This is a genomic window from Pseudomonas sp. Au-Pse12 (genome assembly GCF_021341665.1).
Classification (GTDB): domain Bacteria; phylum Pseudomonadota; class Gammaproteobacteria; order Pseudomonadales; family Pseudomonadaceae; genus Aquipseudomonas.
Window position 1 is genome coordinate 269,406 of the sequence record NZ_JAJTTH010000003.1, and the last position, 21,355, is coordinate 290,760.

Here is a 21,355-nt window from a genome sequence, read left to right on the forward strand (position 1 = left end):
GAGCCGCGCCCGGTCCTTTTTTTATCGACAGAGATCACCATGACCACGACCGAACAGCTGAGTGCATTGAGTTCTATCCTGGCTCAAAGCGGTTTGCACAGCCTGTTCCAACCGATCATCAGCCTGTCCGAACGGCGCATCCTGGGGTACGAGGCCCTGAGTCGCGGCCCCTCCAACAGTCCCCTGCACTCCCCGGTCGCCCTGTTTGCGGTGGCGCGTCAGGCCGGACGCCTCAGCGAGCTGGAGATTGCCTGCCGGCACAGCGCCTGCAAACGCTTCAGTGAACAGCACTTGCCGGGGAAACTGTTCCTCAACGTCTCGCCGGAATCCCTGCTGGAAGCCGCTCACCAACCCGGGCGCACGCTGCAACTGCTTGAGGACTTTGGAATTCCTCCCAGCCAGGTGGTGATCGAACTCACCGAGCAGACGCCAATCGATGATTTCCAGTTGCTGCAAAATGCCCTGCACCATTACCGCGACATGGGCTTCTCGATTGCCCTGGACGACCTTGGGGCCGGCTACTCCAGCTTGCGCCTGTGGTCGGAGTTGCGCCCGGACTACGTAAAAATCGACCGGCACTTTATCGACGGCATCCATCAGGATGCGCTCAAGCGCGAGTTTGTCGGCTCGATCCTGCAAATCGCCAAAGCCTCCCGGGCCCAGGTGATCGCCGAAGGGATCGAATTGACCGAAGAGCTGGCGGTGCTGACGGAAATGGGTGTCGATCTGGTCCAGGGCTACCTGCTGTGTCGCCCCCAGGAACAGCCGCCACGGGACGCTCGGGCAATGATGCCCAAACATGACAACACCAGCGTGGCCCTAAACGATGAAGGCAGTGACCTCAGCGCACTGCTCAACGAGCAGCCGGCAGTGGCACGCAACACCCCCACCGCAGATGTCCTGGAAGCCTTTCGCCGACAAGCCAATCTGAACTCCCTGGCAGTGCTCGACGAACGGGGCCAGCCGTGCGGAATCGTCCACCGGCACTCCCTCTCCGACGCCTTGCTCAAGCCGTTTGCCACCGATCTGTTCGCCCGCAAGCCCATCAGCCGACTGATGAACGACGACTTCCTCGCCGTCGAACTCAGCCAGTCGCTGCAGCAGGTCAGCCGCCTGATCACCAGCCGCGCGCGCCAGCGCATCGAAGAAGACTTCATCATCACCTTGAACGGGCATTACCTGGGGCTGGGACGGGTGATCGATGTGCTCAAACTGATTACCGAGCTGAAGATCCAGCAAGCGCGGTACGCCAACCCACTGACCCTGCTGCCTGGCAATGTGCCAATCCAGCAGTGCCTTAGCCGCCTGCTGCAGCAAGCTCGAGAATCAGTGATCTGCTACGTGGACATCGACAGCTTCAAACCCTTCAACGATATCTACGGTTATGGCCGTGGCGATGAAGTGCTGCTGTGCCTGGCCCAATGCCTGAATGACCGGGTCGACCCGAGCCGCGACTTCGTCGGGCACATCGGCGGCGATGATTTCCTGCTGGTGCTGGGACCTGAAGACTGGCGCCGACGCCTGAACCAGTTGCTGGATGACTTTCACAGCCAATGCCGCCGTTTCTACCGCAGCGAACACCTGGAGGCCGGCTGCTTTGTTGCCCCCAACCGGCAGGGTATCCGCCAGGAGTTTCCCCTGTTATCGCTGTCGATCGGCGTGGTGCACCTGTATGCCGAGGCTTGTGGACAACTGGACTCCAGCCAACTGGCGGAGCTGGCCTCCCAGGCCAAGCATCACGCCAAGAACGTCCAGGGCTACAGCATCCACGTGATTGACAGCCTGGAAGCCGCTGCCAGCCTGGGAGCGCATCCCCTCAATGAGCCGCTGCGGGATCAGCCGACTGATCGAGCTGCGTCAGTTTGAGCTCCGCAAGAGGATGACCGGCCTGCGCCGAGAGCCTCCACCACCGAGCTGCCTCGACGGCATCGGGAGCCCTGCTGGGCGAACCGGCCAGGCTGATCACGCCAAGCTGATAGGCCGCCTTGCCGTCACCCGCCAAAGCAGCCAGACGCAACAGGCGCTGACCTTCCTCACGGGCGCCAAGCCCCTGCCCGCGAAAGGTCAGAATGTGCCCATAGAAACTCAGCGCACCGACGTTGCCCAGATTGGCCATGCGTGCAAACTGCCCTTCCATCCAGCGCCAGATACGCGGCTGACGGACAAACCACGGCCAATGAAACAAGCGGCGCGCCAACCAATAACCAAGTCGCGCCTTGAGTCGCAGGAACATTCAAGCCTCCGCTGATTCGGGGTATTCGTATTCAAAGACTCGCACCACTTCCGAGGCATGCCATGAAGCCGCGGCAACGCCATCGGAAGGCCCGGAAAAGCGTCCCAGACGCTCCACGCATTCAAAGAACCCGGTACGTGGCAAGCGACTGGCCCCCTGGCTGATCACCAGGGAACTGCGCAACGGCTGTTCGGCTCGTGCATCCAGGGCCGCCAGATGCTCCAGCGCTGCCGTCAGGGTCTGCATGGCCGGGCTGGGCAGTTGCAAGCGCTCCAACAATGCTCGATAGGTTAAAAGATGCCGCTGACGACGGGCCTGATCCAGCTCACCCAACAGCCCATCCCAGTGCTGACGACTGATCCTTACACTCACGATTGCTCCCTCCACCCCGGCACCGTCAACTCCCAGGCCAGGCTGCGGCGAATCGCAGCGTCGGGTTGACGCTCGCCGCTTTCAATCAGGGCCAGGTAAGACGGACTGATACCCACTTTGCGGGCCAACGCCTCAATGGCGATGCCCTTCCCTTCGCGCAGATTGCGTAATTGATCCAGGCCCGGAAGACTCTGGGCTGGTGTTGCTGCCTGAGACGTTGCGGCAGCGTGCGGCGGTTGTTCAGTAAGACCTGCGGCTGACAATAAAGCTTGATACTGAGCCCACGGCAGAACCGCATACTCGGGCTCGCCATCGCGTTCAATAATCTGAATATCCATTACTACCCCGTAGGACAACGACACTTAGCGAGTCGGACTTTTCCCTTGAAGTGTAATCCTAACAGCGGCAACGGTCGCGGGGAGCATGATTGTTGTGGGAGCCGGTGAATGTCCTCAGTTTTTCCGTGGTCCCTCCAGCAACAATTGCTCAGGGGTGTCCGGCAACCGTTCGACCACCGCAAGTTTTTCCGGCATTTGTCGCTTGCGCCAGGCTCGGAAGGCGTTGAGCTCGTCATCCAGGGTCTTCATCAGCCAGGCCAGCACGGCGATATCGTCAAGCATGCCGAACACCGGGATGAAATCAGGAATCGCGTCCACCGGGCTGAGGAAGTACATCAGGCCCGCCACCACCGACAGCAGCGCCTTGGGGCTGATACCCCGGTACTCGCCGCGCCAATAGGCCAGGCACAGTGCCTGCAGCAGCCGCAGGTCCTCTTTGACCTTACCCAGGCGACTGCCCTGGCTAGCGCCTTTGCTGGCCACGGCGAACAGCAGCGTGGGTAAACGACCACGGCTCAGCAAGCGCCCCGCCAATGGCAGGAAACGGGCAAAATTCCAGGGTGCTTTCATCATCACTCCCACTGAAATGTTATCCACACAAATTGTGGATAACCTTGTGAACAGAGCCATTTTTCACGGCTGAAAGCCCCGTTTCATAAGGGCTGAGCTCAGATCGGGCGTTTTTTACTCACATAAAAAAACCCATAATTTCATTGACTTGGCAGCCTCCAACGACTACCTACCGCTGACACCCTGTTCAGACCGCCCACACTGCCGTCGGTTCGGATAATTTGCCAGCGCCATCCCACAGAAACGACAACGCCCCGTAAGAACGGGGCGTTGGCTTCAGGCGCAGAGGCAGGTTACTTGGCGGCGTCCTGCTTGGCTGGATCCTTGATACCCAGCAGCTCCAGCTCGAATACCAGCACCGAATTGGCTGGAATCGCCGGGCTCGGGCTTTGAGCGCCGTAAGCCAGGTCGCTAGGGATGTACAGCTTGTACTTCTCACCTACGTGCATCAATTGCAGGCCTTCGACCCAACCCGGAATCACACCGCTGACCGGCAGATCAATCGGGCTGCCGCGCTCGACCGAGCTGTCGAACACAGTGCCGTTGGTCAGAGTACCGGTGTAGTGAACAGTCACCACATCAGTCGGCTTGGGCTGAGGGCCATCAGCCTTTTTCAGTACTTCGTACTGCAGGCCGGAGGCGGTGGTGGTCACGCCGGCTTTCTTGCCGTTCTCTTCGAGGAATTTCTTGCCGGCTGCAGCCGACTCTTCGCTCATCTTGGCCATGCGCTCTTCGGCACGCTTTTGCAGCGCGGCAAAGGCCTCAACCAGTTCGTCATCCTTCAGCTTCTGTTCTTTCTTGCCAACGGCATCTTCGATGCCCTGGGCTACCGCTTTGGAATCCAGGTCATCCATGCCTTCCTGAGCAAGACTCTTGCCCATGTTCAGGCCGATGCCGTAGGAAGCTTTTTGCGCCGGGGTTTTCAGCTCTACGCTGGTCTGCGAATCACAACCCGCAAGTACCAGGCTAACCAGGGCCACCGCCGCCGCCAACCGATGCTGTTTCATGCTATTTCCTTGTTCATGCGCCTAAAGGGCAATCGAATAAAGCCGCGAGCTTATCAGGCGACCACGACCAATGGCTACCGGCGTAAGAGTAGTAAATGTCCGATAAGTTCACGTCTTTAAACGCGTTTTTATGCACTGGGGTACGCCCTGCCCAGGCTGCTTGCCAAGGCGCTTGAACGGGCGCAAATAACCATAGCGCAAGTAATGGCTACTTGCCGCGTCAGATGAGCTCAGGCATAAGGAAACGAAATTCGACAAGGAAGTACATCTTGCGCCTCATCTACCGTGTTTTGCTATTGATTGCCGTGTTGATCGGCATTGTCCTGGCTGTGGTCCTGTACTACATCGCCAACCCGAAACTTCCCGACTATGTACCCGTTGAACAGGTGCATTACCTGGATCAATGGGATGCCAGCGACCGCCAGACCTACTACTTCACGCCCCAGGGCACTCAGGTCAAAGGCCTGCGCTACGAATGGTTCAGCGCGCTGGAGCTGCCGTTCTCCGAACAGTCTTTTGCCGCCCCCGAGTACTTGGCCCGCTTCGGCTTCCTGGTGGAGCCAGGACAGAAAGCCACGGCGCAAAACCCTGGCAATCTGCCTGTAGGGTTCGCCCGCCATCAGAATCCGGGCAGTTCGGAGCAATACCTGGACATCACTTGCGCCGCCTGCCACACCGGCGAGCTACGCTTCAACCATCAAGCCCTGCGTATTGACGGCGGCTCGGCCCAGCATGTCCTGCCATCCAGCGTACCGACCCTGCGCGGCGGCAGTTTCGGCCAGGCCCTGGTCGCCAGCCTGGCCTCCACCTATTACAACCCGTGGAAATTCGAACGTTTTGCACGCAAGGTGCTGGGCGCGGATTACGACGCGAAACATGAACAACTGCGCAAGGACTTCAAGGTCTCGCTGGACAACTTCCTGCGGGTGGCCTGGAACGATACCCATCGCGGCCTCTATCCCACAGAAGAAGGCCCGGGCCGTACCGACGCCTTTGGCCGCATCGCCAACGCCAGTTTCGGCGATGCCATCTCCCCGGATAACTACAGGATCGCCAACGCCCCGGTGGATTACCCGCAACTGTGGGATATCTGGACCTTCGACTGGGTCCAGTGGAACGGCTCGGCGCAGCAGCCCATGGCGCGCAATATCGGCGAAGCCCTGGGGGTCGGTGCTACCCTGAACCTGTTCGATGCAGCCGGCCAGCCCCTCAGTGGCGACGCCCGCTACCCCTCCAGCGTGCGCGTTCGCGATCTCAACCATATAGAAGAGACCCTGCAACGCCTCAAGCCGCCCACTTGGCCGGAAGCACTGCTGGGCACTGTCGACAAGCCGCTGGCCGCCAAGGGGCGCGAGTTGTTTGCCAACCACTGCGCGGGCTGCCATGTGCCCACGGTCAGCGAAAGCAACGGTCGTCCCGTACAACAGTTGAAAATGCTTCCGGTGGCGGTGATCGGTACCGACCCGAACTCCGCCGGCAATATCGCCGACCTGCGCTATGACCTCAGTGCCTTGCAGTGGAATACCGCCGAGCTGGCCAAGTCCAATGTCGAACTGCACCCGACGCCCACCGAACCACTGGACCTGCGTCAACTCTCGGCCGCCAAGGGCCTGGCCTACATCACCGCCTTTGTCGAAGAGCGCGCCTACCGTGACGCCAAGGTCAGCCCCGAGGAGCGCCCACGACTGGACGGCTACGGCCTGCCGATCGGCGTACGCGAGTTGCGCGCCTACAAGGCCCGGCCGCTGGCTGGGGTCTGGGCCACACCGCCTTACCTGCACAACGGCTCGGTGCCCAATCTGTATCAACTGCTGTCTCCGCAATCGGAGCGCTCGACGACCTTCTATCGCGGCACCTTCGAATACGACCCCAAGCACCTGGGCTATCGCCCGGAAGCCTTCAAGAACGGTTTCGAATTCGATACCCGCATCAGCGGCAACCACAACAGCGGTCACGAATTTCGCGCCGGCCAGCGAGGCAACGGGGTTATCGGCCCGTTGCTGCAGCCTGAGGAGCGCTGGGCATTGCTGGAATACCTGAAAGTGCTGGGCGGACCGCTGGAGTCACAATTGCCATGAAACTTGATCTCGCAAGAAAACGACCGTCGCTGCTGGCCAGGCTGTGGCTGCGCCTTGGCTCATTGCTGGGCAAGACGCTGTTGCTGCTAGCGGTCATCGGGCTGCTGGCCTGGGCGCTGTCCAGCGCCTGGTTCACCTGGCAGCATCGGGGCCCCGTGGCGGTACAGGAGCAGGTGCCCGCCGATGAGGCCGCGCGCACCCAGGACATCATCCAGACCGCAGTGCGCATCGTCGACCAGCACCGCGAGGGCACCCGCTACCTGCGCGATGCCCACGCCAAGGCCCACGGCTGCGTGAAAGCGCAAGTCCAGGTCCTCAACGACTTGAGCACGGAATTGCGCCAGGGCGTGTTTGCCAGCCCCGGCCAGACCTGGCAGGCGATCGTGCGCCTGTCCAACGGCAACGCCTACCCGCAGTTCGACAGTATTCGCGACGCACGCGGCATGGCGATCAAGCTGCTGGAGGTTCCCGGGCAGCAACTGCTGCCCTCCGAAGCACAACGGCGTGAGCAGGATTTCGTGATGTTCAATCATCCGAACTTCTTCGTCAGCGACGTGGCCGAATATCAACAGAACATCGCAGCCCAGGCCGACGGCAAGAAAGTCGCCGCGTTCTTCCCGGGCTGGGATCCGCGTTCATGGCAGGTACGGCATCTGTTCATCGCCCTGGCGACCTTGTCTCCGGCACCGGCCAGCCCGACCCAGACCACCTATTTTTCGGTCTCGCCCTACAAGTTCGGCAATGCCAACGCCAAGTTCCGAGTCATGCCGGACCCCGACAGTTGCCCGGCCTACAGCCTGCCGGCGCAGAACCAGGCGCTGCCGAACTTCCTGCGCAGCGCTTTGACTCAGCAGCTTTCCACCGATCGGGTCGCGGCGTGCTTCGTATTGCAGATACAGCGTCAGGACCCGAGCCGGTTCATGCCGATCGAAGACACCAGCATCGAATGGAAAGAAAGCGACGCACCGTTTGAAACCGTGGCTCGCCTGACCATCCCCGCCCAGGATTTCGACACCCCGGCGCAGAATCTGGCCTGTGACAACCAGTCCTTCAACCCCTGGTTCGGCCTGGAAGCCCATCGCCCCATCGGCGGCATCAACCGTTTGCGCAAGGCGGTGTATGAAGCCGTCAGCGACTACAGGCACAGCCGCAACGCCGAGCAGTAAGCCAGAAACGCAAAAAGCGGCCCAAGGGCCGCTTTTTTATGCACAGGCGTTGAGCAAAGCCAAACCCTGGACAGCAAAAAGCCCGCATTGAGCGGGCTTTTCGTGGCGACCTGGCGTTCAGTGTTCCAGGTTGCCGAATATGGCGCAGCGGACGGGACTCGAACCCGCGACCCCCGGCGTGACAGGCCGGTATTCTAACCGACTGAACTACCGCTGCGCGTAGCGTTGAAAGTAAGTGGTGGGTGATGACGGGATCGAACCGCCGACATTCTGCTTGTAAGGCAGACGCTCTCCCAGCTGAGCTAATCACCCTTTACCTTCGTTGCGGGGCGCATTATGCCACAGAAATTCTTAAAGTGTTGATTTAATTGATAAATTTATCAAAAAAATCTGAATTCCCATGATTTGCCGCACTGCCCGCTAACTCTTTACAGCAAAAAGCCCGCGTTAGCGGGCTTTCCGTGGTGACCTGGCGTTCAGTGTTCCAGGTTACCGAATATGGCGCAGCGGACGGGACTCGAACCCGCGACCCCCGGCGTGACAGGCCGGTATTCTAACCGACTGAACTACCGCTGCGCGTAACACTGAATGCGAATGGTGGGTGATGACGGGATCGAACCGCCGACATTCTGCTTGTAAGGCAGACGCTCTCCCAGCTGAGCTAATCACCCTTCACGTTCGGTGTGGCGCGCATTCTACGGAGCACCCCGCACTCTGGCAAGCACTTTTTATAATAATTTTTTCAGGCCTTCCAAAGGCTTAGCGAAGGGTTGGCCTGAGCAGCAGCGAAGAGAATAATGCCCTCCTTTGTATAAAGGAGAGATTCACCCCATGTGGTTCAAAAACCTGCTGATCTATCGCCTGACCCAAGATCTGCCTTTTGATGCTGAGGCGCTGGAAACTGCACTGGCGACCAAACTGGCGCGCCCCTGTGCAAGCCAGGAGTTGACCACTTACGGTTTCGTCGCCCCTTTCGGCAAAGGTGAAGACGCCCCGCTGGTTCACGTCAGCCAGGACTTCATGCTGGTGGCCGCGCGCAAGGAAGAACGCATCCTGCCTGGCAGCGTGGTGCGCGACGCCGTGAAGGAAAAGGTCGAAGAGATCGAAGCCGAACAGATGCGCAAGGTCTATAAGAAGGAACGCGACCAGATCAAGGATGAAATCATCCAGGCCTTCCTGCCCCGCGCCTTTATCCGTCGCTCTTCAACTTTCGCCGCTATCGCCCCGAAACAAGGCCTGATCCTGGTCAACTCGGCCAGCCCGAAGCGCGCCGAAGACCTGCTCTCCACCCTGCGCGAAGTCCTCGGCACCCTGCCAGTACGTCCGCTGACCGTGAAGATCGCCCCGAGCGCAATCATGACCGACTGGGTCAAGACACAGAAAGCTGCCGACGACTTCTTCGTGCTCGACGAATGCGAGCTGCGCGACACCCACGAAGATGGCGGCATTGTGCGCTGCAAGCGCCAGGACCTGACCGGCGAGGAAATCCAGCTGCACCTGAGCACCGGCAAGGTGGTCACTCAACTGTCCCTGGCCTGGCAGGACAAGCTGTCCTTCATGCTCGACGACAAGATGGTGGTCAAGCGTCTGAAGTTCGAAGACCTGCTGCAGGACCAGGCGGAACAGGACGGCGGTGATGAAGCCCTCGGCCAACAGGACGCCAGCTTCACCCTGATGATGCTGACCTTCGGTGACTTCCTGCCGGCACTGTTCGAAGCCCTGGGCGGCGAGGAAATTCCGCAAGGCATCTGACGCCTTGCCCGGTTAGCCGCTCCGCACTAGACGCCACCGCCTTCGGTGGCGTTTTCACATAATAAGGAACAGGTCATGCGCGCACTGGCTGCACTCAGCCGCTTTGTCGGCAACACCTTCGCTTACTGGGTACTGATCTTCGCCGTCCTGGCATTCTTCCAGCCCGGCTGGTTCATCGGCCTCAAAGGCGCCATCGTGCCGCTGCTGGGGCTGGTGATGTTCGGCATGGGCCTGACCCTGAAACTCGAAGACTTCGCCGAAGTGGCACGTCACCCCTGGCGCGTGGCCCTGGGGGTCGTGGCGCATTTCGTGATCATGCCGGGAGTCGCCTGGGTACTCTGCCAGGTGTTTCACCTGCCGCCGGAAATCGCCGTCGGGGTGATTCTCGTTGGCTGCTGCCCAAGCGGCACCTCGTCCAACGTCATGACCTGGCTGGCCCGCGGCGACCTGGCGCTGTCAGTAGCGATTGCCGCGGTGACCACCCTGCTCGCCCCGCTGCTGACCCCGGCGTTGATCTGGTTGCTGGCCTCGGCGTGGCTGCCGGTGTCTTTCATGGAACTGTTCTGGTCGATCCTGCAAGTGGTGCTGCTGCCGATCGTCCTGGGAGTGGTTGCCCAGCGCCTGCTGGGACGTCGGGTACAGCATGCGGTGGAAGTACTGCCGCTGGTTTCAGTGGTGAGCATCGTGATCATCGTCACTGCCGTGGTAGCCGCCAGCCAGGCGAAAATCGCCGAGTCGGGCCTGCTGATCATGGCGGTGGTCATGCTGCACAACAGCTTCGGCTACCTCTTGGGCTATTTCACCGGACGCCTGTTCAAACTGCCGCTGGCGCAACGTAAATCCTTGGCCCTGGAAGTCGGCATGCAGAACTCAGGCCTGGGAGCGGCCCTGGCCAGCGCCCATTTCTCACCACTGGCGGCGGTGCCTAGCGCCTTGTTCAGCGTTTGGCACAACATTTCCGGAGCCCTGCTCTCGACCTACTTCCGGCGAATGGACGAACCCGCCGAGCAAAAACTGGAAACACAGCAGGCACAGGACTGAGCCAAAAAATACTCGCCCACGGCAAAGTGGGCAGTATACTGCGCATCGCGAGGACGACCTCGCGACTCATTCGAGCGATCAATTCTGGGGACGACCCCATCAACCGATGAGGTAGGCATGTCCTGGATCATTCTGTTTTTTGCTGGCTTGTTCGAAGTGGGCTGGGCCGTCGGCCTGAAATACACCGATGGCTTCAGCCGCCCACTCCCCACGGCCCTGACCATCATCGCCATGGCCATCAGCCTTGGCTTGCTTGGGCTGGCGATGAAGGAACTGCCCCTGGGCACGGCCTACGCCATCTGGACCGGGGTCGGTGCCGTCGGCACGGTGATTGCCGGCATCATCCTGTTTGGCGAATCCATGGCGCTGGTGCGCCTGGTCAGCGTGGCGCTGATCATTGCCGGACTGGTGGGTTTGAAAGTCAGCGCCAGCTGACCGCCCCACGCAGAAATGCAAACGCCCGCAGCAGTGCGGGCGTTTTTGCATCTGGCAGATGCTAGCGCCGCGGGCCACGCAGCTGCGCCACCCGGGCCTGCAAGTACGCCGGCTCCGCCGCCTCCACCGCCACTGCAGGCCCGGCCACCAGGGTCACTCGCGACCAGATGCGATGAAAGAAACCCTTGCTCGGATCGCGACTGAAGAAACTGCCCCACAAGCCTTGCAGGGCCATGGGAATCACCGGCACCGGGGTCTCCTCAAGAATCCGTGTCAGCCCGCTCTTGAACTCATTGATCTCGCCATCAGCCGTCAACTTGCCCTCGGGAAAAATGCACACCAGTTCTCCGTCGCGCAGGTACTGGGCAATGCGCTGGAAAGCTTTTTCATAGATCTGCAGGTCTTCATGCCGGCCGGCAATGGGAATGGTCCCGGCGGTACGGAAGATGAAGTTCAACACCGGCAGGTTGTAGATCTTGTAGTACATGACGAAGCGAATCGGCCGACGCACCGCGCCACCAATCAGCAATGCATCGACAAAGGACACGTGGTTGCACACCAGCAGAGCGGCCCCTTCATCGGGGATCTGCTCCAGGTTGCGGTGCTCGACACGGTACATGGAGTGGCTGAGCAGCCAGATCATGAAACGCATGCTGAACTCGGGCACCACCTTGAAGATGTACACGTTGACCGCGATGTTGAGCAGCGACACCACCAGGAACAGATGGGGAATGGTCAGTTGCACCATGCTCAGCATCACGATGGAGACAATCGCCGACACCACCATGAACAGCGCATTGAGGATGTTGTTGGCGGCAATTACCCGGGCCCGCTCGTTCTCCGGGGTACGGGACTGGATCAGGGCATACAGCGGCACTATATAGAAGCCGCCAAAGACCCCCAGGCCCAGAACGTCGAACAGCACCCACCAGGCATGGGCAAAGCCCAGCACCTCAAGCCAGCCATGCCCCGTGGCACTTTCCGGGATACTGCCGGAATGCCACCACAGCAGCAGACCGAACACCGTCAGGCCAAAAGAGCCGAACGGCACCAGGCCGATCTCCACTTTGCGCCCCGAAAGCTTCTCGCAGAGCATCGAGCCCAGCGCAATCCCCACCGAGAACACGGTGAGGATCAGGGTTACCACGGTCTCGTCACCGTGCATCCATTCCTTGGCGTAAGCCGGAATCTGCGTCAGGTAGATGGCGCCGACGAACCAGAACCAGGAGTTGCCGACAATCGAGCGCGACACCGCCGGGGTCTGCCCCAGGCCCAGGCGCAAGGTGGCCCAGGACTGACTGAAGATATTCCAATTCAGGCGCATCTCCGGGGTCGCAGCGGCCGCTCGCGGAATGGCCCGGCTGGCCAGATAGCCCAGCACCGCCACGCCGATCATGGCGCTGGAGACGATCGGCGCGTAATGCGCCGAAGACATCATGATCCCGGCACCAATGGTGCCTGCCAGGATCGCAAGGAACGTGCCCATTTCCACCAGGCCGTTGCCGCCCACCAGCTCCTCTTCACGCAAGGCCTGGGGCAGGATCGAATACTTCACCGGGCCGAACAGCGCCGAGTGGGTGCCCATGGCAAACAGTGCCACCAGCATCAGCGAGAGGTGATCGAAGGCAAAGCCCACCGCCCCCAGCACCATGATCCCGATCTCCCCGAGCTTGATCAGGCGGATCAGCGAATCCTTGGCGAACTTCTCGCCAAACTGCCCGGCCAGGGCAGAAAACAGGAAGAACGGCAGGATGAACAACAGGGCGCAGAGGTTGACCCAGATCGACCGGTCACCCTCGATGCTCAACTTGTAGAGAATGGCCAGGATCAGCGACTGCTTGAAAATGTTGTCGTTGAAGGCACCAAGGGATTGCGTGATGAAAAACGGCAGGAACCGCCGCTTGCGAAGCAAGGTGAACTGCGAAGGGTGACTCATCGTCCATGTCCCTGAGTGGCGTGGATACTGTTATTGGAATGTCGAATATCGATCCAGGCCACAACCTTACCTATCTTTGCCGATTATTTCCGTAAGCCCGCAATGCACGGCGAGACAAACAACTCTCCTTTATAGGCGCCCTGCACCGTGCGCTTGGCCACGATCAGCCACATCACCGCCAACGCCGCCACCAGCACGGCGCCAAACACACTGAAGAACCCCAGGTGCAAGGTACTGCCCAGTTTCAGGGTAGCCAGCGAGTACACCCCCAGCGGGAAGGTGAAACCCCACCAGCCGAGGTTGAAGGGAATGCCTTCGCGCAGATAACGACGAGTGACCAGCACGGCCATCAGCATCCACCACAGGCCGAAGCCCCAGAGTGTAAGACCGGCCACCAGCCCCAGGCCGGCAGCAATTTCACCGACGCCCGGCAGGCCATTGGCGGCAAAAATCGCCGGCGCATCGCCCCCCAGCACCAGCATGCCCAGGGCACCGGTGCCGATCGGCCCCAAGGCCAGCCAGCTCGAAGCCGCCATGCTTTCATGGGGCAGTTTGTGCAACGCCATGCGCAGCAACAGGATGGTCAGGATGCTGAACGCCACCGGCAGCGAGAACGCCCACAGCACATAGCTGGTGCTGAGCATCACCAATTGCCCATGGGCATCCTGCAGATGGGGCGCCAGCAGGCCGCCACTGGCCGCCGCCACCTCTGCCGCGACGACCGGCAACAGCCAGACGGCGGTCATCTGGTCAATGCTGTGCTCCTGGCGAGTGAACATCATGTAGGGAATCAGCACCCCGCACGCCAGGGACATGGCTACGTCCAGCCACCACAGCACTTGCGCGAACGCCACCACCCCATCGCCCCAACGGGGAAGGCCGAACAGCAGCAAGCCATTGATGATGGTCGCCAGGCCCATGGGAATGGTGCCGAAAAACATCGAGACCGTGGAGTGGCCGAAAATCCGCCGTGCCTCATCGAAGAACAGCACCCAGCGCGCGGTATACATCGCGGTAAACAGCAGGAACAAGGCGATGGTCAGCCACCAGAAGCCTTCTGCCACTTGGTGCAAGCCGCGAACCTCGGCGGGCCACTGAGCCAGGGCCAGGGCCAGCACTCCGGTGCCCATGGTGGCGGCGAACCAGTTGGGGGTGAACTGGCGAATGGCTTCGAGGGGGTGCGGCAGATGGCTCAATGGCCAGTGGCCGGTTTTAACGCTATTGGGGCATGTCATGGTCGTGTCTCCTGTCCTCCGGTGAGGTAGAGAACAGGGTAGAACCTAAACGAATATCTATATAACGGGTAATTTCTCTATCTGTTATCTATTTCTCAGATAAGCAGCTAAACACGGCTCCAGAACTCGATCACCAAGACCCGGGCAACCCCCAGGGAGCGGGCCACATGCTCGGTACCCACACCGGCATGGAAGATATCGTCCACCTCCAGCAGCAGCACCTGCTCCAGCCCAGGCATCGGGTTTTGCCGGCCCCTGTCGATACGCCAGCATTTCACCGCGGTGTTGCACCTCTCCCCTTCGGCTTACCGGGCACAGTACCGGCGCCCTTGAAACACCGGGCTCAGTGCCCAGGCGCCCCACAAGCCAGGACCGGACGCTGGCGCACCAGGACCCGCAAGGCCCCCAGGGCCAAGAGGATCAGCACTGCGCCATAACCATCAGTAGTGGCAATCAGGCCAAAGCTGCGAGTCAAGTTGCCTGCCAGCAGCGCCGGCAGGCAAAAGGCCAGATAGCTCAACACGTAAAAGGCCGACATCAGGCCCGCACGCTCATGGGGCAAGGCCAGGGGCACGACGCTGCGCAACGCCCCCAGGAAACCGGCGCCAAAGCCGCTGCCCAGCACCAGGGTGCCCACGAAAAACAGCAGCAGGCTGGCACTGTGTACCGCGCCAAGAATCAGCAGCATCCCCAGCGCCAGCAATCCGGCCCCCAGACGCAGCACCTTGTCTGCGGGACGCTGGCGCAGGGAAAAAATCATCAGCGCCCCACTGAGTGTCAGCACCGCCACCAGGGCACCGCCGACCAGGTTCGAGGTGGAACCGGTAGCGGCACGCACCAGGGATGGCGCCAGCGACAGATAAAAGCCGCCCACCGCCCACACCGCCACATCCACCGGCAATGCCAGCCACAACGCCCGCCGTGCTTGCGGCGGGACATGCAACGTGGGCTTCAGCGACGCCCAGGCACCGGGTTGCGGGCTGACGCTTTCCGGCAAGCGCCAGACATACAGAGCCTGGGCCACGAACACGCCGAGCAGCAGCCAGTAGCTCAACTGCAGCGGCAAGGGCGCGAACTCCACCAGCAAGCTGGCGCCCAACGCGCCAAACGCCATGCCCAGCAGTGGCGCAACGCTATTGATCAACGGCCCCTGCTGACGGTCCGTATCCAACAAGGCGGCGCCCAGCACACTGGTGGCCATGCCGGTGGCAAAGCCTTGCATCACCCGCGCGGCAATCAGCCACGGCACTCCGCTTTCATTGATGAACAGCAGCATCGCCAGGATATTCAGGACCAGAGCGACAAAAATCACCGGTCGGCGCCCCAGGTAATCCGACAGCGAGCCCACAGTCAGCAAAGCCGCCAACAGGCTCATGGCATAGACCCCGAACACCAGGGTCAGCACCGCCGGGGAGAAATGCATGGCTTCCTGATACAGGTGATACAACGGAGTCGGCACGCTGGAAGCAGCCAGGAAAGTCAGCAAGGTAATGGCCAGAAACACCAGGCGGCGACGCCTGGACACGCAAGTATCGATAGCACCGGGCATAAGCACGCTCCACTAAAGCTAATATTTTGCTTTTGCGCAGTGTGCGACTGGCTAACGCTTAAAGCAAATTCTTTGTGTTAAGGTGCCGCCCCATGGCTATCAAAGAAGGTTTGCGCCCTGGCGGCCGTAGCGCCCGGGTCCAGGAATCCATTCATACGGCGGTCCGCGAGCTCCTCGAAGAACAGGAACGCTCGACCCTGACCGTGCCGCAGATCGCCGCCCGCGCCGGCGTCACCCCGTCGACCATCTATCGTCGCTGGGGCGATCTGTCGGCACTGCTGGCCGATGTCGCCCTGCAACGCATGCGCCCGGATACCGAGCCGGCCACGACCGGCAGCCTGCGCGGCGACCTGCAAGCCTGGGCCGAACAGTACCTGGATGAAATGAGCTCGGAGCCCGGGCGCAACATGATGCGTGACGTGCAATGCAGCGCGACCCCGGGCTACTGCGTGAGCATCCTCAGCGCGCAGTTGCAGTGCATCATTGCGCGCTATCAGGACCAGCAGGAAACACTGCCGGACATCGACCGCCTGCTGAACCTGCTGGTCGCGCCCACGGTGTTCCGCATCCTGTTTTCCGCCGCGCCGCTGCCGGTGCAGGAACTGCATGAACTGATCGAGATCGCTCTGCGGCCGTAGCTCTTTCCCAGCCCTCGCCCCGGCCTGCGACATCAGGCCGCGCTGATACCTTGGTCGACACTGACGCCAATCCAACATCGTGCCAGACTGTCGAGCCGGGCTGAGGTGCCCGGCGTCTTTGTTGTGGAGTTTCCATGTCGTTGTCCAGCGGGCTGATTGCCGCCGTTGCCCTGGCCTATATGGCCATCATGTTCGCCATCGCCTTCTACGGTGACCGTCGCAGCGCGCCGCTTCCACCGCGGGTAAGGGCCTGGGTATACAGCCTGTCGCTGGCCGTCTATTGCACCAGCTGGACCTTTTTCGGCGCAGTCGGCCAGGCCGCCGAGCAACTCTGGGCCTTCCTGCCGATCTACCTCGGCCCGATCCTGCTGCTGGTGTTCGCCCCCTGGGTGCTGCAGAAGATGGTGATGATCAGCAAGCAGGAGAACATCACCTCGATCGCCGACTTCATTGCCGCCCGCTACGGCAAGTCCCAGTCCCTGGCGGTGGTGGTGGCGCTGATCTGCCTGGTGGGCGTGCTGCCCTACATCGCCCTGCAGCTCAAGGGCATCGTGCTCGGGGTCAACCTGCTGATCGGTGCCGGAGCCGACGCCATGGGCACCCGTGCCCAGGACACCGCCCTGATCGTGTCGCTGATCCTGGCCTTGTTCACCATCGTCTTCGGTACCCGCAACCTCGACGCCACCGAGCACCACCGGGGCATGGTGCTGGCGATTGCCTTCGAATCCCTGGTCAAGCTGTTTGCTTTTCTGGCCGTCGGCGCCTTCGTCACGTTTGGCCTCTATGACGGCTTCGACGACCTGTTCAACCAGGCCATGCTCGCGCCCCGCCTGGAGCAGTACTGGAAGGAAACCATCAACTGGCCGTCGATGGTGGTGCAGACCGGGGTGGCAATGATGGCGATCATCTGCCTGCCCCGACAGTTCCATGTCACCGTGGTCGAGAACATCGAGCCCCAGGACCTGCGCCTGGCCAAGTGGGTATTCCCCGCCTACCTGGCCCTGGCCGCACTCTTCGTGGTGCCCATTGCCCTGGCCGGGCAGATGCTCCTACCCAGCAGCGTATTGCCGGACTCCTTCGTCATCAGCCTGCCCCTGGCCCAGGCCCATCCGGCCCTGGCCCTGCTGGCATTCATCGGCGGCGCCTCGGCGGCGACCGGCATGGTGATCGTCGCTGCCGTGGCGCTGTCGACCATGGTTTCCAACGACATGCTGCTGCCCTGGCTGTTGCGCCGCAAAAACGCCGAGCGACCTTTCGAGGTGTTCCGCCACTGGATGCTCTCGGTACGCCGGGTCAGCATCGTCGCCATTCTGCTGCTGGCCTACGTCAGCTATCGCCTGCTGGGCTCCACCGCCAGCCTGGCCACCATCGGCCAGATTGCCTTCGCCGCCGTGACCCAACTGGCACCGGCCATGCTTGGCGCGCTGTACTGGAAGCAGGCCAACCGCCGCGGTGTATTCGCCGGCCTGGCGGCCGGCACCTTCATCTGGTTCTACACCCTGATCCTGCCCATCGCCGCCCATAGCATGGGCTGGTCGCTGAGCAGCTTCCCCGGCCTGGCCTGGCTGCACGGCAACCCGCTGAACCTGCCAATCACCCCGCTGACCCAGGGCGTGGTGCTGTCCCTGGCCGGCAACTTCACCCTGTTCGCCTGGGTCTCGGTGCTATCGCGTACCCGGGTCTCCGAGCACTGGCAGGCCGGGCGTTTCATCGGCCAGGAAATCACCGGCCGCCTCAGCTCCCGTTCGATGCTGGCGGTACAGATCGACGACCTGCTGAAGCTCGCCGCACGCTTTGTCGGCGAGGAACGCGCACGCCAGAGCTTCATCCGCTTCGCCTACCGCCAGGGCAAGGGGTTCAACCCGAACCAGAACGCCGACGGCGAATGGATCGCCCACACCGAACGCCTGCTGGCCGGCGTACTCGGCGCCTCCTCGACCCGCGCGGTGGTCAAGGCCGCCATTGAAGGCCGGGAGATGCAACTCGAGGACGTGGTGCGCATCGCCGACGAAGCGTCCGAGGTGCTGCAGTTCAACCGCGCCCTGTTGCAAGGGGCGATTGAAAACATTACCCAGGGCATCAGCGTGGTCGACCAGTCGCTCAAACTGGTGGCCTGGAACCGCCGCTATCTGGAACTGTTCAATTATCCCGAAGGCCTGATCAGCGTCGGCCGGCCGATTGCCGACATCATTCGCCACAATGCCGAACGCGGCCTGTGCGGCCCCGGCGAAGCGGAAGTCCACGTGGCCCGGCGCCTGCACTGGATGCGCCAGGGCCGGGCCCATACCTCCGAGCGGCTGTTCCCCAATGGCCGGGTCATCGAGCTGATCGGCAACCCGATGCCCGGGGGCGGCTTCGTCATGAGTTTCACCGACATCACCCCGTTCCGCGAAGCCGAACAGGCGCTCACCGAAGCCAATGAAGGCCTGGAGCAACGGGTCGCCGAACGGACCCACGAGCTGTCGCAGCTCAACGCCGCGCTGACCGAGGCCAAAGGCACGGCGGAAGCGGCCAACCAGTCGAAAACACGCTTTCTGGCGGCCGTCAGCCACGACCTGATGCAGCCCCTGAACGCCGCCCGCCTATTCTCCGCCGCCCTGTCCCATCAGGACGATGGCCTGTCCGCCGAAGCCCAGCAGTTGGTCCAGCACCTGGACAGTTCCCTGCGCTCGGCCGAGGACCTGATCAGCGACCTGCTGGACATTTCGCGCCTGGAAAACGGCAAGATCACCCCGGACCGCAAGCCCTTCGCCCTCAACGAACTGTTCGACACCCTGGGCGCCGAATTCAAGGCCCTGGCTCAGGAACAGGGCCTGCAATTCCGAGTGCGCGGCAGCCACCTGCGCATCGACAGCGACAGCAAGCTGCTGCGCCGGGTGCTGCAGAATTTCCTGACCAACGCCTTCCGCTACGCCAAGGGGCCGGTGCTGCTCGGAGTGCGCCGTCGCGGCGACTCATTGAGCCTGGAAGTCTGGGACCGAGGACCGGGCATCCCCCAGGACAAACAGCAGGTGATCTTCGAGGAATTCAAGCGCCTGGACAGCCATCAGACCCGCGCCGAAAAGGGCCTGGGCCTGGGCCTGGCGATTGCCGATGGCCTGTGCCGGGTGCTCGGCCACCCCCTGCAGGTGCGCTCCTGGCCCGGCAAAGGCAGCGTGTTCAGCGTCAGCGTACCCCTGGCCCGCAGCAGCGTGGCCGCCCCAGGCAAGGCAGCCGAGCTCAACGGTCAATCCCTCAACGGCGGGCAAGTGCTCTGCGTCGACAATGAAGACAGCATTCTGATTGGCATGAACAGCCTGCTCACCCGCTGGGGCTGCCAGGTCTGGACCGCGCGCAACCGCGAGGAGTGCGCGGCACTGCTCAAGGAAGGCATTCGCCCGCAATTGGCCCTGGTGGACTACCACCTGGACGATGGCGAAACCGGAACCGAAGTCATGGCCTGGCTGCGCACGCAACTGGGTGAACCGGTACCGGGGGTGGTGATCAGCGCCGATGGGCGCCCTGAAATGCTCGCCCAGGTTCACGCGGCGGGCCTGGACTATCTGGCCAAACCGGTGAAACCCGCGGCGTTGCGTGCCCTGCTGAGCCGGCACCTGCCCCTGGGCTAATGGCCCTTTGGCAAGTTACTCCGGCAGCTCCAGCTCACGCCCTTCGGCGTCGGTCATGGCCCGCTCCAGCAAGTCTGCCGGCAAGCTCTTGCTGGCTCGGGCGCCGAGCAGCTTGAGCTGTTCGCTGCGGCTGACCAGATTGCCGCGCCCTTCGGTCAGCTTGTTGCGTGCCGCGGCGTAGGCCTTGTCCAACTGCTGCAAGCGATTGCCGACCTCATCCAGGTCCTGGATAAACAGCACGAACTTGTCGTACAGCCAGCCGGCGCGCTCGGCGATTTCCCGGGCGTTCTGGCTCTGCCGTTCCTGCTTCCACAAGCTGTCGATCACCCGCAGCGTAGCCAACAAGGTGGTCGGGCTGACAATCACGATATGCCGGTCGAAGGCTTCCTGGAACAGATTGGGCTCGGCCTGCAGCGCCGCGGAAAACGCCGCTTCGATGGGCACGAACAGCAGCACGAAGTCGAGGCTGTGCAACCCCTCAAGACGCTTGTAGTCCTTGCCGGCCAGGCCTTTGACATGATTGCGCAGGGACAGTACATGCTGCTTCAGGGCTGCCTGGGCGACCTGTGGGTCATCGCTGCCGACATATTGCTGGTAAGCGGTGAGGCTGACCTTGGAATCCACCACGACCTGCTTGTCGCCGGGCAGCATGATCAAGACATCGGGCTGGAAACGCTCGCCGTCCGGCCCCTTGAGGCTGACCTGAGTCTGATACTCGCGGCCCTTCTCCAGGCCGGCGTGCTCCAGCACCCGCTCAAGAATCAGCTCACCCCAGTTGCCTTGGGTCTTCTGGCCTTTGAGCGCGCGAGTCAGGTTGGTGGCTTCGTCACTCAAACGCAGGTTCAACTGTTGCAGGCGCTCCAGTTCCTTGGCCAGGGAGAAGCGCTCCCGAGCCTCGGCCTGATAGCTTTCCTCGACGCGTTTCTCGAAAGACTGGATACGTTCCTTCAGCGGGTCCAGCAACTGCCCGAGCCGCTGCTGGCTGGTCTCGGCGAAACGCTGTTCGCGCTCATCGAAGATCTTGCCCGCCAGCTCGGCGAACTGGGCCCGCAACTCATCGCGCGAGCCCTGCAGGTCGGTCAGACGCTGCTGGTGGCTTTCCTGCTGCTCGCGCAGCTCGGCATTCAAGGATGCCGCCTGGGCATCCAGCCGGCGCAACTCGTTCTCCTTGGCTGCGCGCTCCAGGTTCCAGGCGTGGGCGGCATCACGGGCATTGTCCCGTTCTATCTGCAGCAGCTCGACCTCGCGGCGCAAGGCCGCCAGTTCTGCCTGCTTGAGGGCATTGGCCTGGCTCAGGTCGCTGACTTCATCGCGGCTGGCGTCCAACTGCGCCGTCAGCCCCTCCTGGGCCAGTTGGGCGGTGGCCAGGCGCTCTTCCAGCAGGCTCAGGTCACTCT

18 protein-coding genes and 4 tRNA genes are annotated in these 21,355 nt (G+C 61.9%); 8 read left to right on the forward strand and 14 right to left on the reverse strand.

Annotated features, from left to right (window positions below; translation table 11 throughout):
• Window positions 1–39 precede the first annotated feature (39 nt).
• Window positions 40–1,866 (forward strand): bifunctional diguanylate cyclase/phosphodiesterase, encoded by a 1,827-nt coding sequence (locus tag LXM55_RS09550; protein WP_233320166.1) that lies wholly within the window; start codon window positions 40–42, stop codon window positions 1,864–1,866.
• On the opposite strand, the gene LXM55_RS09555 is transcribed toward LXM55_RS09550, so the two are convergent.
• The 5 genes from LXM55_RS09555 to LXM55_RS09575 all read right to left on the reverse strand — a co-directional run bounded on the left by LXM55_RS09555 (window position 1,817) and on the right by LXM55_RS09575 (window position 4,520).
• Window positions 1,817–2,233, reverse strand: a complete 417-nt coding sequence (locus LXM55_RS09555; protein ID WP_233320167.1) for a sel1 repeat family protein — start codon at window positions 2,231–2,233, stop codon at window positions 1,817–1,819. The genes LXM55_RS09550 and LXM55_RS09555 overlap by 50 nt on opposite strands.
• Window positions 2,234–2,605, reverse strand: a complete 372-nt coding sequence (locus LXM55_RS09560; RefSeq protein ID WP_003179080.1) for a hypothetical protein — start codon at window positions 2,603–2,605, stop codon at window positions 2,234–2,236.
• Window positions 2,602–2,943, reverse strand: coding sequence for a helix-turn-helix domain-containing protein (locus LXM55_RS09565; RefSeq protein ID WP_233320168.1), 342 nt, complete (start codon window positions 2,941–2,943; stop codon window positions 2,602–2,604). The genes LXM55_RS09560 and LXM55_RS09565 overlap by 4 nt, the downstream gene beginning before the upstream one ends.
• 114 nt (window positions 2,944–3,057) lie before the next feature.
• Window positions 3,058–3,513, reverse strand: coding sequence for a YkvA family protein (locus LXM55_RS09570; protein ID WP_233320169.1), 456 nt, complete (start codon window positions 3,511–3,513; stop codon window positions 3,058–3,060).
• Between the two features lie 293 nt (window positions 3,514–3,806).
• Window positions 3,807–4,520, reverse strand: coding sequence for an FKBP-type peptidyl-prolyl cis-trans isomerase (locus LXM55_RS09575; protein WP_233320170.1), 714 nt, complete (start codon window positions 4,518–4,520; stop codon window positions 3,807–3,809).
• A 269-nt stretch (window positions 4,521–4,789) separates the two neighbouring features.
• On the opposite strand from LXM55_RS09575, the gene LXM55_RS09580 reads away from it, so the two are divergent.
• Together LXM55_RS09580 and LXM55_RS09585 are read left to right on the forward strand one after the other, a co-directional pair.
• Entirely contained in the window at window positions 4,790–6,598 is a 1,809-nt protein-coding gene (locus LXM55_RS09580) for a di-heme-cytochrome C peroxidase (protein ID WP_233320171.1), read from the forward strand.
• Window positions 6,595–7,764 carry a catalase family protein gene (locus LXM55_RS09585; protein ID WP_233320172.1) on the forward strand — a complete coding sequence of 390 codons (1,170 nt, stop codon included), beginning with the start codon at window positions 6,595–6,597 and terminating at the stop codon, window positions 7,762–7,764. Before LXM55_RS09580 ends, LXM55_RS09585 begins: the two co-directional genes overlap by 4 nt.
• Before the next feature lie 140 nt (window positions 7,765–7,904).
• Here LXM55_RS09585 and LXM55_RS09590 read toward each other — a convergent pair.
• The 4 genes from LXM55_RS09590 to LXM55_RS09605 form a co-directional block, all read right to left on the reverse strand.
• Window positions 7,905–7,981: transfer RNA gene (locus tag LXM55_RS09590), tRNA-Asp, on the reverse strand.
• A 19-nt stretch (window positions 7,982–8,000) separates the two neighbouring features.
• Window positions 8,001–8,076 (reverse strand) — tRNA-Val (locus LXM55_RS09595).
• 187 nt (window positions 8,077–8,263) lie between these two features.
• Window positions 8,264–8,340: transfer RNA gene (locus LXM55_RS09600), tRNA-Asp, on the reverse strand.
• Between the two features lie 19 nt (window positions 8,341–8,359).
• Window positions 8,360–8,435: transfer RNA gene (locus LXM55_RS09605), tRNA-Val, on the reverse strand.
• Between the two features lie 160 nt (window positions 8,436–8,595).
• Here LXM55_RS09605 and rdgC point away from each other — a divergent pair.
• The 3 genes from rdgC to sugE all read left to right on the forward strand — a co-directional run bounded on the left by rdgC (window position 8,596) and on the right by sugE (window position 10,992).
• On the forward strand, window positions 8,596–9,516 hold the full coding sequence (gene rdgC, locus LXM55_RS09610; protein ID WP_016967448.1) for a recombination-associated protein RdgC: 921 nt from the start codon (window positions 8,596–8,598) through the stop codon (window positions 9,514–9,516).
• Between the two features lie 75 nt (window positions 9,517–9,591).
• Window positions 9,592–10,557: a bile acid:sodium symporter family protein gene (locus LXM55_RS09615; protein ID WP_233320173.1), complete on the forward strand. Its 966-nt coding sequence runs from the start codon at window positions 9,592–9,594 to the stop codon at window positions 10,555–10,557.
• A gap of 117 nt (window positions 10,558–10,674) precedes the next feature.
• Window positions 10,675–10,992 carry a quaternary ammonium compound efflux SMR transporter SugE gene (gene sugE, locus LXM55_RS09620; RefSeq protein ID WP_011062672.1) on the forward strand — a complete coding sequence of 106 codons (318 nt, stop codon included), beginning with the start codon at window positions 10,675–10,677 and terminating at the stop codon, window positions 10,990–10,992.
• A gap of 61 nt (window positions 10,993–11,053) precedes the next feature.
• Here sugE and LXM55_RS09625 read toward each other — a convergent pair whose 3' ends face one another.
• The 4 genes from LXM55_RS09625 to LXM55_RS09635 all read right to left on the reverse strand — a co-directional run bounded on the left by LXM55_RS09625 (window position 11,054) and on the right by LXM55_RS09635 (window position 15,712).
• A complete protein-coding gene (locus tag LXM55_RS09625; protein ID WP_233320174.1) occupies window positions 11,054–12,928 on the reverse strand; it encodes an MFS transporter in 1,875 nt (624 codons plus the stop codon).
• Window positions 12,929–13,011: 83 nt separating this feature from the next.
• The gene (locus tag LXM55_RS09630; RefSeq protein WP_233320175.1) at window positions 13,012–14,163 is read right to left on the reverse strand and encodes a TDT family transporter; all 1,152 of its coding nucleotides are present in this window, start codon (window positions 14,161–14,163) and stop codon (window positions 13,012–13,014) included.
• 107 nt (window positions 14,164–14,270) lie between these two features.
• Window positions 14,271–14,402, reverse strand: coding sequence for a hypothetical protein (locus tag LXM55_RS32420; RefSeq protein WP_267924342.1), 132 nt, complete (start codon window positions 14,400–14,402; stop codon window positions 14,271–14,273).
• A 104-nt stretch (window positions 14,403–14,506) separates the two neighbouring features.
• Window positions 14,507–15,712 (reverse strand): MFS transporter, encoded by a 1,206-nt coding sequence (locus LXM55_RS09635; RefSeq protein WP_233320176.1) that lies wholly within the window; start codon window positions 15,710–15,712, stop codon window positions 14,507–14,509.
• 92 nt (window positions 15,713–15,804) lie between these two features.
• Between LXM55_RS09635 and LXM55_RS09640 the strand changes: the two genes are divergently transcribed.
• Together LXM55_RS09640 and LXM55_RS09645 are read left to right on the forward strand one after the other, a co-directional pair.
• Window positions 15,805–16,350, forward strand: a complete 546-nt coding sequence (locus tag LXM55_RS09640) for a TetR/AcrR family transcriptional regulator (protein ID WP_233320177.1) — start codon at window positions 15,805–15,807, stop codon at window positions 16,348–16,350.
• A 134-nt stretch (window positions 16,351–16,484) separates the two neighbouring features.
• Window positions 16,485–19,958: a hybrid sensor histidine kinase/response regulator gene (locus LXM55_RS09645; protein WP_233320178.1), complete on the forward strand. Its 3,474-nt coding sequence runs from the start codon at window positions 16,485–16,487 to the stop codon at window positions 19,956–19,958.
• Window positions 19,959–19,973: 15 nt separating this feature from the next.
• Here LXM55_RS09645 and rmuC read toward each other — a convergent pair whose 3' ends face one another.
• Window positions 19,974–21,341 carry a DNA recombination protein RmuC gene (gene rmuC, locus LXM55_RS09650; RefSeq protein WP_233320508.1) on the reverse strand — a complete coding sequence of 456 codons (1,368 nt, stop codon included), beginning with the start codon at window positions 21,339–21,341 and terminating at the stop codon, window positions 19,974–19,976.
• Window positions 21,342–21,355: the final 14 nt, after the last annotated feature.